The organism is Rheinheimera sp. ATLC3 (genome assembly GCF_059429535.1).
Map to the genome: position 1 here is coordinate 2,153,774 of NZ_CM182103.1, position 13,268 is coordinate 2,167,041.

Consider the following 13,268-nt stretch of genomic DNA (forward strand, 5'->3'; position numbering starts at 1 on the left):
AAGCATTATTGAGATCCATTATCATTCGCGTTATTGTTTGCGTAGTTGAAATAAATACATGGAGCTGTAATGTTGTTCCCATCCCGTTTCAGGCTATCTGCCGTCGCTGTCGCTTTAAGTTGTTTACCCGTATATGCACAAACTACTGCTGATATCAGCGCAGAGCGGCAGATTGAAACCATTACTGTCAGGGGTGAAAAAACTGACCGATCGATACAGGACACCACCAGCAGTGTGGCGGTAACCACAGCACTTAAAATTGAGCAGGAAAACCTGCAAAGCCTGGACGATATTTTAAACCGCACCGCCAATGTGTCGGCCATGTATGGCAGCCGTGGTTTTACTATCCGCGGTATTGCCGATGAAGCCGGCGCCTCTAATCCGCTGGCGACCATTTATTTAGACGGTGCCGCACTGCCAAGCCAGATTGCCGATGCCGGCCCGACTGACCTTTGGGACATTGCCCAGGTAGAAGTAATGCGTGGGCCGCAGTCGACCATTCAGGGTGAAAACGCGCTGGCCGGTGCCATTGTGATGCGCTCAGCCGAGCCGACAATGGATTGGGCAGCTAAGGCCAGAGTACAGTTTTCCGACCCGTCTGATCGCCGTATTGCCTTTGCCGGTGGCGGCCCGCTGATTGAAGACGAGCTGGCATTTCGTGTTGCGCTGGAAAAGCGCGATTTTGACGGTTACGTACACAACATTACCCGTAACGAGCCAGAAGATGAAGTAGATGCGCTGTCGGCACGGATAAAACTGCTGTGGACACCCAAAGCACTGCCCGGTTTCAGTGCCAGACTTACCCATTTACGCGACGATTCTGAAGGGCCTTATATGTATGTATACAGCGCCATTGACCAGGATGATTACTACAACAACCGTATCAACCGCTCAGATGCAGAAAGCAAAACCGATATTGTTACCGATGTCACCACGCTGGAGCTGGATTACCAGCTGAATGATATATGGTCTGTTTCGGCAACTACTGCTAAAACGCGCTCTGATGCGTTTCGTAGCTACGACAACGACCAGACTGAGCAAAACCTGGCCTATGGCCTGACCGACGGTGTTTTCGATACTTTATCGCAGGAACTGCGGCTGCACTACAGCGGCGACAGCTTGCGGGCGCTGGCGGGCCTTTACTGGTCACGCCGCGAAATGGACAGCAAGACATCTACTCTGACCAATGTTGTCACGCCTCTGCCAACCATTGCCGCCGTGCTACAGGGCAGCGGGCTGGATGCCACCACAGCGCAGCAACTCGCCGCGTTATACGGACAGGCGCTGCCGGTGATCCCGGTGGACTACAACAATATCAGCCCGACACAATCAGAAAACCTGGCAGCTTTTTTTGACCTGGAATATCAATTATCAGCGCAGTGGACTTTGCTGGCCGGCGCCCGTTTTGATACCGAGCAATACGATTATCAGTCAAACACTACTGCGGTTTTTGCTGGCACCCTGCCAGACCCGGCCAGTTTTGGCGCACCGGGAACGGCACTGTACGCCGCCTTTACCGGCATCAATAACGCCGTACTTGGCATGGTTAACGATGCGGCCAGCAGCGTACCGGCCAGCAGCCGTGATTTTAATGCCTTTTTACCCAAACTGGGTGCGCGCTGGCAGTATAGTGCTGAGCAATCGCTGGCATTTACCGTGCAGCGCGGCTACCGCTCGGGTGGCAGTTCGTACAACATTGCCCGTGGCGAAGTATTTGGCTATGAGCCAGAATTTACCACTAACTACGAGCTGGCGTGGCGCAGTAACTGGCCGGATCAAAACCTGACGATTAATAGCAACCTGTACTACATCGACTGGACAGACAAACAGGTTATTGCCAATTTTGGTATCAACAGCTTTGACTCGCATACAGTTAATGCCGGTAAATCACACTTGTACGGCGCCGAGTTTGAGTTACGCCAGCGCATCAATAATCAGCTTGACTGGTACGGCTCTTATGCCTATTCCAAAACCCAGTATGACGAATTTGACGCCATTGCCGGTGCGATGATCAGCAACTTTTCCGGCCAGCCATTTGCTTATGCGCCGCGCCATACCGCCGCACTGGGTGCAAACTGGTACCTGGCAGACAACTGGGCGCTAAACGTTAACAGCAACTTCAGAAGCAAAGTCAGTACCGGCCCGCGTGATAGCACCTTGTGGCTATCGTCCCGGGCGCTGTTTAATGCCCGGATAAGTTACGACAGCACTAACTGGTCGGCGTATCTGTTCGTTAACAACATATTCGATAAAGGCTATACGCAGTATCACTGGGCCGGTGAACAGGTGGCTATTTTCGGCGCACCACGTGTAGTTGGCGCTGGTTTACAGTGGCAATGGTAACCGGCTTATGATGCTACTTCTGGCCGCTATCTGCCTGGTTGTTTGTGCGCTTGCGGTGTACTTGCTGGCACCGCAGCAACAGCTGCTGCAAAAGAAACTGCCTGGGCCAGCGCTGCTGATTGTCGCGATAACCACTTTGCTGATAGCCCTATGGTTACTAACCCCGGGCTATGGTTTCTGGCCAGCGGTTTACCTCACGCTGACATTACTGATGCTGTACTGGGTAGTGCTGCCGTTTCTGATCCGGCGTAAAGGAGTGAAACATGGCCGCTAAACACTGGGCGGCACTGTTATTCGGCCTGCCGCTTACCATAGCGCTGATTGGCATACTGGCGCTGCTGTTTCCGGGTGAAGCACAGCGCTCTGTGATGCCGTGGTTGCTGTTCACCTTTCCGGTATGGGTGCTGATCATGGCGCTGATGTACTTAAGCCGCAGCAACAAAAAACTGTGGCTGTTACTTACCGTGTTAACCGTGTTTAGCTACAGCCTGTTATGGCTGATCAAAACTTATGTCGTGGCGGGATAAATGAAAGTCAGCACCCAGAAAAGCTTCCGTAATCTGCATACCTGGACCGGCTTACTGACCGGCTTGCTGCTGTTTATTGCCTTTTATGCCGGGGCTATCTCGGTATTTGTGCATGAGTTACAGCAATGGCATGGCACCGTACAACAGCGCAGTGCCCCGGCATCGCTGGCTCAGGCCCAGCCGCTGATCGATCAGGTATTGCAACAGCATCCACATGCAGCGCACGGCTTTAACCTGCTGTTGCCCGGCGCGCACGGCCCTGAGCTGGCGCTGCTGTGGTACGACGCAGAAAGTGGCAAGCAGTATAAATTTATCGCCGATGCTCAGCCTGACGCCACACCACAGCTTGCCCGGCAGGACTTTATCAGCCTGATTTACGATCTGCACTTTACTGCCGGCTTGCCAAGGCAGACCGGTTTGTACCTGTTTGGCATAGCCTGCATTTTATATGGCCTGGCGCTGCTAAGCGGTATCGTGATTTATGCACCGGTGTTTCTTAAAGACTTATTTGCCTTCCGCTCTGATCAAGGTACCAAACGCAAATGGCTGGATATGCACAATGTCATCGGCGTGTTATCACTGCCGTTTCACATTATTTTCGCCTGGAGCGGCGCGGTGCTCACCATTGGTTTTTTAATGCTGGCGCCATTTCAGTTTCTGGTGTTTGACGGCAAGCTGCTGGAGATTTTAGAACCGGATTTTGATGTGGTTGCGCATGTTGAACCATCAGGCGTGCAGGCAAAAATGTTACCGCCAGATCAATTATTGGCGCTAGCCGCTGAACATATGCCAGCCATGCAGCCGGAAATGCTGTATTACCACGATGCAGACGATACCAACGGCACCGTAACTATTTATGGCCACCTGCCATCGGCTACCTTAACCCAAAATGCCGCCGTAGTGCTTAACAGTGCCAGTGGTGAACTGGCCGGAATGTTAAGCCCGCAGCAATTCCGGCCAGGTACAACTTTTCTGCGTGGTTTACAAAACCTGCACTACGGCGACTTTGCCGGTTATGCCTCAAAATGGCTGTACTTTGTACTGGGTCTGGCGGGTGCGCTGCTGTTTTACAGCGGCAACCTGCTGTGGCTGGAAGTACGGCGGCGCAACAGCGGCGCACAGCCAGCCAAAGTACGCCTGATGGCATCACTTACGCTGGGTGTTTGCCTGGGCTCTGTGGCGGGCGTTTCTGCGCTGTTTATTGCTGGTTCTGTATTGGCTGAAGCCTGGCACAGCACAGTGTATTTCAGCGTATTCTGTGCCGCTTTAGTCTGGGCTTTTATCCGCCAGCCAGCCAAAGCCGGTGCAGAACTGCTGTATGTGTGTGCGCTATTAACAATGCTGGTACCTGTTGCGGCCTGGTATAGCAGCGGTGCGTTTTTTCTAACCCCGCTGCTGCAAGGCGCTCTGCTGCGGCCCGCGGTGGAAGGCACGGCGGTGTTGCTGGCGGTGTTATTCTGCTTACTGGCCCGTGCCAGCCAGCGCCGGGCCAATCGGCAGGACAACAGCATCTGGGCAAAAACAGCCTGAAGCCGCTAGCTGTTATTCAGGCTTTGCAGCGTTAACTCCAGCAGGTAACGCTTTAACTGCGCTACCCGCTGTGGCCGGTTAAACAACTGATACAGCTGCAGCCAGTCGGCCGGTGGCATCCAGCAGATCTGGTTTTGCCAATGGCATTGCCTGGGCTTAAATGCCCAGTGCACAAGCTCATCGTGCTGCTTCACCGCAATACCGGCCATCAGTTCAATATCCGGCCAGCCTTTTTGGCTGAAACGACAAAAATGTGCCGACTTATACTGCGGGTGAGGCGCTGCATTTTGTGCCGTAAAGCCATCCGCCTTAAGTGCATCGCAGATAGCGGGAAAATCTGCTTCTGTACAGACAATATCAATATCATTGGGTGAAGCTTCCAGCCCCAGTTGCCACAGCAGACAACTGCCGCCGATGCCAAACTGAAACCGTTGCAGCGTTGTACAAAGCTGTTGCAGCTGCGTTTGTAACTCAGGGTGTCTCATTAAGATCCTTAATCAGCTGCGCCAGAAAGAGCAGCTTTTCATTGTTAAGCTGACGATAGTCAAAGTAAGGGCATACTAACAACCGGTGATAGCTATCGACCGCGAACTCGTTATTCAACCAGTTCAGCTGAGCGCTCAGGCCCGCATCCAGCAAAGCTTTAGCATAAGTGCGGCCAGCAATAATATGAATTTTCTGCCGGCAGCCGTCCAACAACGGGGCACTAAACCACAGAGCTGTATTACTTTGCGCCTGCAGTAAATACTGGTCGCGAAACAACTGCCAGCTTTTTGCCTGTGCAGTAAATGAAAACTGCTTAGCATCCAGTGCAAACAACAGTTTAGCGTAAACATTAAACACCTTGCGCCAGCCGTTACCACAAGCGCGGTTAATCAGCTCAATTTCACCGCTCTGCAACGGCTCAACTGCCGCTAAATCGGCGTATTCAGCCATTGGCGGCCTGTTGGCGATATAAACATTAACCTGTGCATGCGCATCACCAAAGCCTGCGCCACATTGTGAAAAAGATATCATTGCACGCGAATCCGGATATGCACTCAGCTTTAATTCAGCTGGCTACTTTAGCATAAGCAGTTGCTCTGTTTCTGATTGCAGGGTAATTTTGACCGCTACTTTGCCAGGGAATGCTTATGTCATCTGTTGCTACCGCGGCCGTTAACCGGCTTGATAACTGGTTAATGCAGGTTACCCCGCCTGCAAATACTGAAGGTTTTCGCCGCTTTTGCTGGGAATTTTGGTTTTTCGGCCTGAAGCAGGCCAGGGCCTGTTTGTTCGTTGCATTGTTTTTTGCGTCCGTGTTGCTGGTGCCTCGCAGTGGTATTCTGGCGATTCCGCGCTATGACGTGCTGCTTATACTGGCGCTATTGATCCAATTCTGGATGGTGTGGAGCAAACTGGAAACCTTAGATGAGCTTAAAGCCATCTGCCTGTTTCATTTGGTTGGTTTTGCGCTGGAGGTGTTTAAAACCTCAGGCAGTATACAGTCGTGGAGCTACCCGGATTTTGCCTACAGCAAAGTATTCGGCGTGCCGCTATTTGCCGGTTTTATGTATGCCGCGGTGGGCAGTTATATTATTCAGAGCTGGCGTCTGATGCAGCAGCGGGTCGTACATCACCCGCCATACTGGATGGCAGTGCTGGTGGCGCTGCTTATTTACGCTAACTTTTTTACTCACCATTATATCGGCGACTACCGCTGGTATATCGCCGCCGCGACACTGGGGTTATATGCCCGTACCGTGGTGTATTTTACGCCGCTGGATCGCGAACGCAGTATGCCGCTATTACTCGGTTTTGTGCTGGTCGGCTTTTTTATCTGGCTGGCGGAAAACATCAGCACCTTTATGGGGCTGTGGAGTTACCCGAATCAGCTCGGCGCCTGGTCGGTGGTGCATTTGGGTAAGTGGAGTTCGTGGTCGCTGCTGGTGATCATGACATTTACCATAGTGGCGCAGCTAAAGTACGTAAAACAGCGTATTGATGTGCCGCGCTAGCCATAAAAAAGGCTACCCTCAGGTAGCCTTTTTCGTAACGATAACTTTATGCATCTTTGTCCAGCAGAAAGGTAATTAACTGCTGCAGCTCTGCTTCCATATTTTTTGCGCTCAGCGCTGCATTATTAATCTTGTACTTACCGTTCACAATCAGCATCGGTACACCTGTCAGTACCCGGCGGTTAGACAAATCATCCTGCTCTTTCTTCATCTGATTTGCTGCACCACGAATAGAAAAGCTCTTCATCGCTTTATCGTAGGTGTCGCCGTCGATGTCATGCAACAGCACCAGGCTGCGAATATCATTCTCGTTGGCAAAAGGCGCACGGTTACGGTGGATCTGATTAAAGAACGCGCTGGCCACCGCATCACCTTTACCCAAACCTTTCGCGACCAGATAGGCCCGGGCCAGCGTATTTTGCAGCTCGGGCGACGCGGCACGGATAAAATCGACATGCGATTTTTTAAACTCAACACCGGCAGGTAACTTCTTTGCCACGCTTTGAGCTATGGGTTCAAATGCATTACAACCACCACAGTAGAATGAAAAGTACTCTTTCACCTCAGGTTTGGCGGTACCTTGCTCGGCAATAACGTCGTAATGCTTGCCTTCTTCAAACTGTGCGGCTTGCGCCACAGGCAACAACAGTGTCAGTGCCAATACAGCAAATAGCTTCTTCATCAGTAACGTGCCCTTACGCGTCTTTTGCCAGCAGGAAAGCGATCAAGTTCTGCAGATCCTGCTCAACATTTTTTCTGTCCAGTTCTGCCAGGTTGATCCGGTATTTACCATTGACCAACAGCATAGGCACGCCAGTTAAAATACGACGATCGCTCAGTTCGGTTTGCTCTTTTTTCATCTGCTTCACGGCAGCGTTTACCGAAAAGCTTTTCAGCGCTTTATCGTATGTGGCTGCATCAAAATCATTAATCAGCATCAACTGGCGGATATCGTCAGCATTGGCGAAACCGGCACGGTCGCGGTGGATACGGTTGAAAAACGCCATCGCGATTTTATCACCCTGATGCTGAAAATCGGCGACCACATAAGCCCGTGTCAGCGCTTCCTGCAATTCAGGTGATGCGGCACGTAAAAAATCGACATGCATTTTTTTAAAACTGGTACCTTCAGGCAGCTTATGCTCCACGCTCTGCATTATCGGTTCAAACTGGTAGCAATGCGGACAGTAAAACGAGAAAAACTCTTTCACTTCCGGTTTGCTGGTAGCGACATCAGCCACCACATCGTATTGCTTGCCTTGCTCATACTTCGCTTCGGCGCAGGCCGTCAGCGGCAGCAGTAAAGCCATTGCTAACACAAACAGTTTTTTCATGCTCAGTAATATCCTCTGATGCGGTAAGTTGGACACAGCTTAACAAAAACTCAGTAGTCTGGCACTAATGAAAGCGGCGGCTGCTGTAACAGAAATAATTGCTCTTTTAATGCCAGCACCTGTTGTTCCCAGTATTTGTCTGTACCGAACCATGGAAAGTTCATCGGGAAAGCCGGATCCTGCCAACGTCTGGCCAACCAGGCCATGTAATGTATCATTCGCATTGCCCGTAAAGGCTCGATCAGCTTAAGCTCGGCCGGGTCAAACTCACAGTACTGCTCATACTCTTCCAGCATCATTTCCAATGTATCGCGCTGCTGCTGTCGATCACCGGATAACATCATCCATAAATCCTGAATTGCCGGGCCCGAGCGGCAGTCATCCAAATCAACAAAAAAAGGCCCCTGCTCGATGTAGAACAGGTTGCCGGCGTGGCAGTCGCCGTGCAGCCGGATCATATTAGTGGGTTGGTATTGTTCTGCGCACAATGCAATGACCTGATCCAATACACTATCAAATGCCGGACGCAGGTAGCCGGGGATCAGCGACAGTTCAGCCAGCAGTTGCCGGCTCTGGAGTAAATGACTATCGATACTGAATGCCGGACGATGCACAAAAGCGGTTGCTTTACCGACCTGATGTAAACGGCCGAGAAAACGCCCCAGCATGGCCAGTTGCTCGTCATTGTCGATCTCGAGCGTGCGGCCACCACGGCTTGGAAATAATGCAAAAGAGTAACCGGCAAACTGTAGCAGGCTGTTACCCTTTACTGCTAAAGGCGCAACAACCGGCACATCGGCCGCTGCCAGCTCTGCTGCGAACTGATGCTCTTCCAGCAATTGCGCTTGTGTCCAGCGCTGTGGCCGGTAAAACTTGGCGACAAACTTCTGCAGCCTGTCATTGCCGGCCTGATACGCGCTGAACTGGTAAACGCGGTTTTCATAACTGTTCAATGCCAGCAGGCCTGAACATACGTCCAGGCCTTGCTCGGTCAGCGCATCCAGGATCAGATCCGGCTGCAGTGTACTGTAGTCAAATGTGGTCATCGGTTGCCCAGGAAAAACTTCGTCGCCTGCTGCAGCTGGACTTCAGCGTTATCCTGCTGCTGAACGGTAAACGTAATTTCCAGTGAGCGCTCTTTCGTGCTGTAGGGATCCAGTGCCAGACTGATTGGCACACTACCGGTTTCACCACCATTTAAACTGACCTGATGCGGGCCTATCCAGTTAAAGCTGGCATCTGCCGACACGCTTAAATCAAACACCACTGTATGCTGGGATTTATTGGAAATACTCAGCGTATAGGTATTTTCGACCAGGCCATCATTGTTGGTGCGGAACAACGCACCACGGTCACGGATAATATTCATCTCCAGCGGCACCCGGCTATATAGCGTCCAGGCGAACGCAGTACATACCGCCAGCAACACCAGCAGATAACCTAACAGCTTAGGCCGTAACACCCGGGTAGGCTTGCCATTTAAACTGTGCTCAGTGGTGTAACTGATAAGCCCCGGCGGATAGCCCATTTTACTCATGGTATCGTCACAGGCATCAATACAGGCGCCGCAGTTAATACACTCATATTGCAGGCCGTTACGAATATCAATGCCGGTAGGGCACACATGTACACACAAGTTACAATCGATGCAGTCACCTAAGCCTTTTTGTTTGTAGTCTTTATCTTTGCGGCTACGCGGGCCGCGGTTTTCACCGCGTTTTTCATCATAGGTCACGGTGAAAGTATCTTTATCAAACATGGCTGACTGAAAACGGGCGTACGGACAAATATGCGTACACATGATTTCCCGCATCCAGCCGGCATTACCGTAGGTGCACAGCGTAAAAAACAACACCGATGTTACTGCCCAGAAACTGGCTTCCAGCGTAAAAAACTGCATAAACAAATCGGCCACAGGTGTGAAATAGCCAACAAAAATCAGCGACGTCAGTAGTGAAAATGCCAGCCAGCAAAAATGTGTGGCGGCTTTTTTAAAGAATTTAACGCCCGACCAGGGCTCGGCATCCAGCTTCATCCGCTGGTTGCGCGTACCCTGAATTTTTTCTTCAAACCAGATAAAAATAAAGGTCCACACTGTTTGTGGGCAAAGATAGCCACACCAGACCCGGCCATAAAAGGCGGTAATAAAAAACAGTGCATAAGCGGCAATAATAAAAATCCACGCCAGAATGGTGAAGTCCTGTGGCCATAATGTCAGCGCGAAAATATTGAATTTCTGCTCGGTGATATCAAGCAAAATGGCCTGATGCCCTTCGTACTGTAACCAGGGCAACAGCATAAACAAGCCCATGAATACAAAACCCATATAACGGCGAACCGCCTGATGTAGCCCTTTTACCGCCCGCACATAAATGCGGTTACGCGGTGCATACTCTGGTGCCTTGTTTGCGCTGGGTGTATGCACTTCAACATGCACCGGAATATTTTTAATATCTATCTTTTGCTGATCCACTACCGACCCCGATACTGCTGTCTGCACTTGCCGCTGATTATAACAGCTTACACGCTGAATTCTTTGACCTGTGACAAAGCAAATTCTGTGCCTGTTGCTGATACCTTGCCAAATCGCGCTTTATAGCAAAAACCGACAACGTGGTTTACAGTTACAGCTGAATATTGTCATTCAGGTTTACGATTTTCAGATATCAGCACAGTGCCGATGCATGCGCCGCTGCAATCCGATACAATAGCGGCGTGTATTACCGGAGTTCAGACGTAATGAAAAAGTTTTTCTGGTTAGTGGTGATAGTGCTGTTAGTGATTACCTTTTCGGATCACGAAAAGATTAAGCCGTATAAAGAGCAATTGTTTGAAGCGATTTTAGATAAGGCCGCGATAGCGGGTGACAGCAAAGAAGGCGCCCTGCGTAAAACCCGCAAGCAATTACTTGAGTTGTCAGAACAATGGGGCGAAAGCCAGCGCGCTCAGCTGGAAAAAGCAACCAGTAGTATCGACAGCCTGAAACGTTTTCGTCTTAATTACTGCGTAAATAAAGACTTCAGCCCCATCTTGTATGGTGAGCCGTTACAGCAGACCTGTGCAGTCATTGAAAATAACTATCATAATTTAACCCAACCTTAAGCAGAGGGCTGTGCTATGCGTACTTGTGGAATCGAGATCAAAGGTAGTGAAGCCATCGTCTGCCTGATGACGTTAAAAAATGGCTTGTTCGAACTGGCCGACTGCCGGCAGAACCGCTTTGCATTAAGTAAGGATGCCGACCAGCAACAGATGCGTCAGTTTCAGTTTACGTTTGCCAAATTTATTGAGGATTACCAGATAAGTCAGCTGGTGATCAAAGAAAGACCGCAGAAAGGCAAATTTGCCGGTGGCGCAGTAGGGTTTAAAATAGAAGCCGCGTTACAGCTTATTGCCGGCTGCAACTGTACCATTATCAGCGCCACGGAATTAAAAGAAAAACTAAAGCGCCACCCGTTACCAATCGACTTTAAAGATACCGGTTTAAAAGTGTTTCAGGAAACGGCGTTCCTGGCCGGCTATGCCTTTTTAATGAAATAGCCGGTTTCACCCACTATTTTTTCTTTCTGGCCAGCTGCCGTTTTACCGGCTTGCTGGCCTGTAAAATCAATTTGCGGATTAACTTGGATTTGGCTTCACCGGTTGCCTGGCTTAGTTCGTTTAACGCATCTATCGCTTCCTGACTTAACGTGAAGGTGGCATGACGCATCGGCAGCCGGGTAGTGTCGTCAGTATCATCCGCATCCGGCAGCCGTAAACTCACGATACGCGGCATGCCCATCGCATAATTATTAGCATCGTCAATAAATTCGTCTGCCGTAAAACCGGATTTACCGTGCGGCTGCGACTTTTTCTTCAGATCGGTCAGCGCCATCTTCTTGTATCGCCTTCATTGCCAGTAACTCGGTCACTATATCACGGATCTCCTGCGCTGCTTTACCGTCAGGCTCTACATCCATTACAGACAAACCTTTTTCTTCGCTGTCATCATAAGCATTGCGATTGTAAGTAATAGCATCCAGCACCCGGATGTTAAACGACTTACACACTTCTTTTGCATCCAGAATGCGGCTCGCCTGATTTGGCAGCGACGGGCACTGCGTAATGACGCAACCAACAATCATGTCCGGATTTACCACGTTGCAGGCACTGACCAAATCTTCGAGGTGCTCCAACGTTTTCAGGTCGCGCCGCTTAGGCCGTAATGGAAACAGCACATGAGATGCCACCACCATCGCGGAGCGCAGTGCGACGCTGTCCTGCCCACCACAATCGACGATGACCACATCGTAATGCATTTCAAGGCTTTTCAATTCATAACGGATTTTGCCATACATTTGCACGCAGTTTATCCAGGGTAAAGCAGCATCGAGGTGCCGCTCCTGCACCCAATCGGACGAGGTGCGTTGCGGGTCGCAATCAACCAGCATGACATTGGCCTTCTTCTCACGGGAAAAGTACACCGCAATATTCTGTGCCAGACAGCTTTTTCCGCTGCCACCTTTTTCTCCACCCACTAACAAGATCATCAGGCTACCCTCATTTACACCAATTAGCTGTCATAATTTCAGACAGGGCTGTGGCATAAGTGTAGATGACATCACTGACTTGACCAGCGACACAGTAGAAAGATTTCTGCTAAGCGGATGCTTTAAAACATAATAGTGCCCGGTTAAAACAAAAAGCGGAGCTGTTGCTCCGCTTTTATACTGTGATTTTTCGGCTTTTAACCGCGACGACGTCGCAGCGCCAATAAACTTAGTGGTAACAGCAACCAACCAAAGCTGCCGCCACTGCTGCCACTATCACCACCAGAGCCGCCAGAACCACCGGTATTGGTGGTAGGAACCAGCGTCAGGCCAGAAACGGTATTAGTGCGGTTATCCACAACCACGACCGACTCAACAACTACAAAGTTATCTAGAACCAGTGGCTTGTTATCATCGCGATCACTAGAACTATAGTTGCGCAGCGGTACGTTACTTAGTCCGGTAAAGTTATAGCGAGGCAAACCGGCAATTGCATCAATCACATCCATATCAGTGCTACTAATCTGACCAAATACGGTAAAACCATTGTTTTGAAAGTCCAGATTAGACGCATTGTTTCTCAGGTTGATGAACCACTGGTTAGTCGCACTATTCGGGTTGTTGGCTTGCTTAGCCATTGCAATGGTAGCGCGTACATTAGACCATTTCGGTTCATTAACAATCGCAGGGTTTGTTGCGGTTGCTTTAAGTGGCAACGCCTGATCAAACACAAAACCACCGCCCTGAATCACAAAATTAGCCTCTGAACGATGAATAACAGTGCCATCATAGCGACCGGAACTCACATAATTTAAAAAGTTCTGCACTGTTACCGGCGTACTTTCATCGTACAGGTTAATTTCAAACTTACCCACATTGGTAGTCACCTCAACGATAGTGGCCTGCGCCAGGCCACTGCAGCCTAGCACTGCGGTCGCTAATAAGGCTTTAAAGCGTTTTGTTGCTGTCATTATTGTTCTCCGTAATTTGTGCTGCAGCTTAAATCAG

At 50.2% G+C, this 13,268-nt stretch carries 16 protein-coding genes; 7 read left to right on the plus strand and 9 right to left on the minus strand.

Annotation, left to right across the window (positions count from 1 at the left end; all coding sequences use genetic code 11):
• The first annotated feature begins 69 nt into the window (after nt 1-69).
• Genes AC5SV9_RS09935 through AC5SV9_RS09950 form a run of 4 tightly spaced genes read left to right on the plus strand, consistent with a single transcriptional unit; the run spans nt 70 to nt 4,400 of the window.
• Complete coding sequence (locus AC5SV9_RS09935) at nt 70-2,343, plus strand: TonB-dependent receptor (protein ID WP_475152077.1); 2,274 nt, start codon at nt 70-72, stop codon at nt 2,341-2,343.
• Nucleotides 2,344-2,350: 7 nt separating this feature from the next.
• Nucleotides 2,351-2,617: a hypothetical protein gene (locus AC5SV9_RS09940; protein WP_475152079.1), complete on the plus strand. Its 267-nt coding sequence runs from the start codon at nt 2,351-2,353 to the stop codon at nt 2,615-2,617.
• Nucleotides 2,607-2,870: a hypothetical protein gene (locus AC5SV9_RS09945; protein ID WP_475152081.1), complete on the plus strand. Its 264-nt coding sequence runs from the start codon at nt 2,607-2,609 to the stop codon at nt 2,868-2,870. The genes AC5SV9_RS09940 and AC5SV9_RS09945 overlap by 11 nt, the downstream gene beginning before the upstream one ends.
• Nucleotides 2,871-4,400: a PepSY-associated TM helix domain-containing protein gene (locus AC5SV9_RS09950; RefSeq protein ID WP_475152083.1), complete on the plus strand. Its 1,530-nt coding sequence runs from the start codon at nt 2,871-2,873 to the stop codon at nt 4,398-4,400.
• Nucleotides 4,401-4,405: 5 nt separating this feature from the next.
• Here the strand turns inward: AC5SV9_RS09950 and AC5SV9_RS09955 are convergent, their stop codons facing one another.
• Both AC5SV9_RS09955 and AC5SV9_RS09960 read right to left on the minus strand, forming a co-directional pair.
• Nucleotides 4,406-4,885 (minus strand): hypothetical protein, encoded by a 480-nt coding sequence (locus AC5SV9_RS09955; RefSeq protein WP_475152085.1) that lies wholly within the window; start codon nt 4,883-4,885, stop codon nt 4,406-4,408.
• Nucleotides 4,872-5,417 carry a DUF6942 family protein gene (locus AC5SV9_RS09960; protein WP_475152087.1) on the minus strand — a complete coding sequence of 182 codons (546 nt, stop codon included), beginning with the start codon at nt 5,415-5,417 and terminating at the stop codon, nt 4,872-4,874. Before AC5SV9_RS09960 ends, AC5SV9_RS09955 begins: the two co-directional genes overlap by 14 nt.
• 116 nt (nt 5,418-5,533) lie before the next feature.
• Between AC5SV9_RS09960 and AC5SV9_RS09965 the strand changes: the two genes are divergently transcribed.
• On the plus strand, nt 5,534-6,397 hold the full coding sequence (locus tag AC5SV9_RS09965) for a DUF817 domain-containing protein (protein WP_475152088.1): 864 nt from the start codon (nt 5,534-5,536) through the stop codon (nt 6,395-6,397).
• A gap of 46 nt (nt 6,398-6,443) precedes the next feature.
• On the opposite strand, the gene AC5SV9_RS09970 is transcribed toward AC5SV9_RS09965, so the two are convergent.
• Genes AC5SV9_RS09970 through ccoG form a run of 4 tightly spaced genes read right to left on the minus strand, consistent with a single transcriptional unit; the run spans nt 6,444 to nt 10,204 of the window.
• Nucleotides 6,444-7,079, minus strand: a complete 636-nt coding sequence (locus AC5SV9_RS09970) for a thiol:disulfide interchange protein DsbA/DsbL (protein ID WP_475152090.1) — start codon at nt 7,077-7,079, stop codon at nt 6,444-6,446.
• Nucleotides 7,080-7,092: 13 nt separating this feature from the next.
• Nucleotides 7,093-7,731 (minus strand): thiol:disulfide interchange protein DsbA/DsbL, encoded by a 639-nt coding sequence (locus AC5SV9_RS09975; protein WP_417704649.1) that lies wholly within the window; start codon nt 7,729-7,731, stop codon nt 7,093-7,095.
• 50 nt (nt 7,732-7,781) lie between these two features.
• Nucleotides 7,782-8,777 (minus strand): serine/threonine protein kinase, encoded by a 996-nt coding sequence (locus AC5SV9_RS09980; protein ID WP_475152093.1) that lies wholly within the window; start codon nt 8,775-8,777, stop codon nt 7,782-7,784.
• A complete protein-coding gene (gene ccoG / locus AC5SV9_RS09985) occupies nt 8,774-10,204 on the minus strand; it encodes a cytochrome c oxidase accessory protein CcoG (protein ID WP_475152094.1) in 1,431 nt (476 codons plus the stop codon). Before ccoG ends, AC5SV9_RS09980 begins: the two co-directional genes overlap by 4 nt.
• 266 nt (nt 10,205-10,470) lie before the next feature.
• Between ccoG and AC5SV9_RS09990 the strand changes: the two genes are divergently transcribed.
• Nucleotides 10,471-10,833, plus strand: a complete 363-nt coding sequence (locus AC5SV9_RS09990; RefSeq protein ID WP_273023070.1) for a hypothetical protein — start codon at nt 10,471-10,473, stop codon at nt 10,831-10,833.
• Between the two features lie 15 nt (nt 10,834-10,848).
• On the plus strand, nt 10,849-11,271 hold the full coding sequence (locus AC5SV9_RS09995) for a DUF3010 family protein (RefSeq protein WP_134053276.1): 423 nt from the start codon (nt 10,849-10,851) through the stop codon (nt 11,269-11,271).
• 13 nt (nt 11,272-11,284) lie between these two features.
• Here the strand turns inward: AC5SV9_RS09995 and AC5SV9_RS10000 are convergent, their stop codons facing one another.
• The 3 genes from AC5SV9_RS10000 to AC5SV9_RS10010 form a co-directional block, all read right to left on the minus strand.
• Nucleotides 11,285-11,605, minus strand: coding sequence for a replication protein RepA (locus tag AC5SV9_RS10000; protein ID WP_134053278.1), 321 nt, complete (start codon nt 11,603-11,605; stop codon nt 11,285-11,287).
• On the minus strand, nt 11,562-12,260 hold the full coding sequence (locus tag AC5SV9_RS10005; RefSeq protein WP_475152097.1) for a nucleotide-binding protein: 699 nt from the start codon (nt 12,258-12,260) through the stop codon (nt 11,562-11,564). Before AC5SV9_RS10005 ends, AC5SV9_RS10000 begins: the two co-directional genes overlap by 44 nt.
• A 197-nt stretch (nt 12,261-12,457) precedes the next feature.
• Entirely contained in the window at nt 12,458-13,231 is a 774-nt protein-coding gene (locus tag AC5SV9_RS10010; protein WP_475152099.1) for a peptidylprolyl isomerase, read from the minus strand.
• Nucleotides 13,232-13,268 lie beyond the last annotated feature (37 nt).

What these genes read in the sequence shown, in the direction of transcription:
- AC5SV9_RS09935 (WP_475152077.1), top strand. Translation starts at nt 70, where the DNA reads ATGTTGTTCCCATCCCGTTTCAGGCTATCTGCCGTCGCTGTCGCTTTA.
- AC5SV9_RS09940 (WP_475152079.1), top strand. Translation starts at nt 2,351, where the DNA reads ATGATGCTACTTCTGGCCGCTATCTGCCTGGTTGTTTGTGCGCTTGCG.
- AC5SV9_RS09945 (WP_475152081.1), top strand. Translation starts at nt 2,607, where the DNA reads ATGGCCGCTAAACACTGGGCGGCACTGTTATTCGGCCTGCCGCTTACC.
- AC5SV9_RS09950 (WP_475152083.1), top strand. Translation starts at nt 2,871, where the DNA reads ATGAAAGTCAGCACCCAGAAAAGCTTCCGTAATCTGCATACCTGGACC.
- AC5SV9_RS09955 (WP_475152085.1), bottom strand. Translation starts at nt 4,885, where the DNA reads ATGAGACACCCTGAGTTACAAACGCAGCTGCAACAGCTTTGTACAACG.
- AC5SV9_RS09960 (WP_475152087.1), bottom strand. Translation starts at nt 5,417, where the DNA reads ATGATATCTTTTTCACAATGTGGCGCAGGCTTTGGTGATGCGCATGCA.
- AC5SV9_RS09965 (WP_475152088.1), top strand. Translation starts at nt 5,534, where the DNA reads ATGTCATCTGTTGCTACCGCGGCCGTTAACCGGCTTGATAACTGGTTA.
- AC5SV9_RS09970 (WP_475152090.1), bottom strand. Translation starts at nt 7,079, where the DNA reads ATGAAGAAGCTATTTGCTGTATTGGCACTGACACTGTTGTTGCCTGTG.
- AC5SV9_RS09975 (WP_417704649.1), bottom strand. Translation starts at nt 7,731, where the DNA reads ATGAAAAAACTGTTTGTGTTAGCAATGGCTTTACTGCTGCCGCTGACG.
- AC5SV9_RS09980 (WP_475152093.1), bottom strand. Translation starts at nt 8,777, where the DNA reads ATGACCACATTTGACTACAGTACACTGCAGCCGGATCTGATCCTGGAT.
- AC5SV9_RS09990 (WP_273023070.1), top strand. Translation starts at nt 10,471, where the DNA reads ATGAAAAAGTTTTTCTGGTTAGTGGTGATAGTGCTGTTAGTGATTACC.
- AC5SV9_RS09995 (WP_134053276.1), top strand. Translation starts at nt 10,849, where the DNA reads ATGCGTACTTGTGGAATCGAGATCAAAGGTAGTGAAGCCATCGTCTGC.
- AC5SV9_RS10000 (WP_134053278.1), bottom strand. Translation starts at nt 11,605, where the DNA reads ATGGCGCTGACCGATCTGAAGAAAAAGTCGCAGCCGCACGGTAAATCC.
- AC5SV9_RS10005 (WP_475152097.1), bottom strand. Translation starts at nt 12,260, where the DNA reads ATGATCTTGTTAGTGGGTGGAGAAAAAGGTGGCAGCGGAAAAAGCTGT.
- AC5SV9_RS10010 (WP_475152099.1), bottom strand. Translation starts at nt 13,231, where the DNA reads ATGACAGCAACAAAACGCTTTAAAGCCTTATTAGCGACCGCAGTGCTA.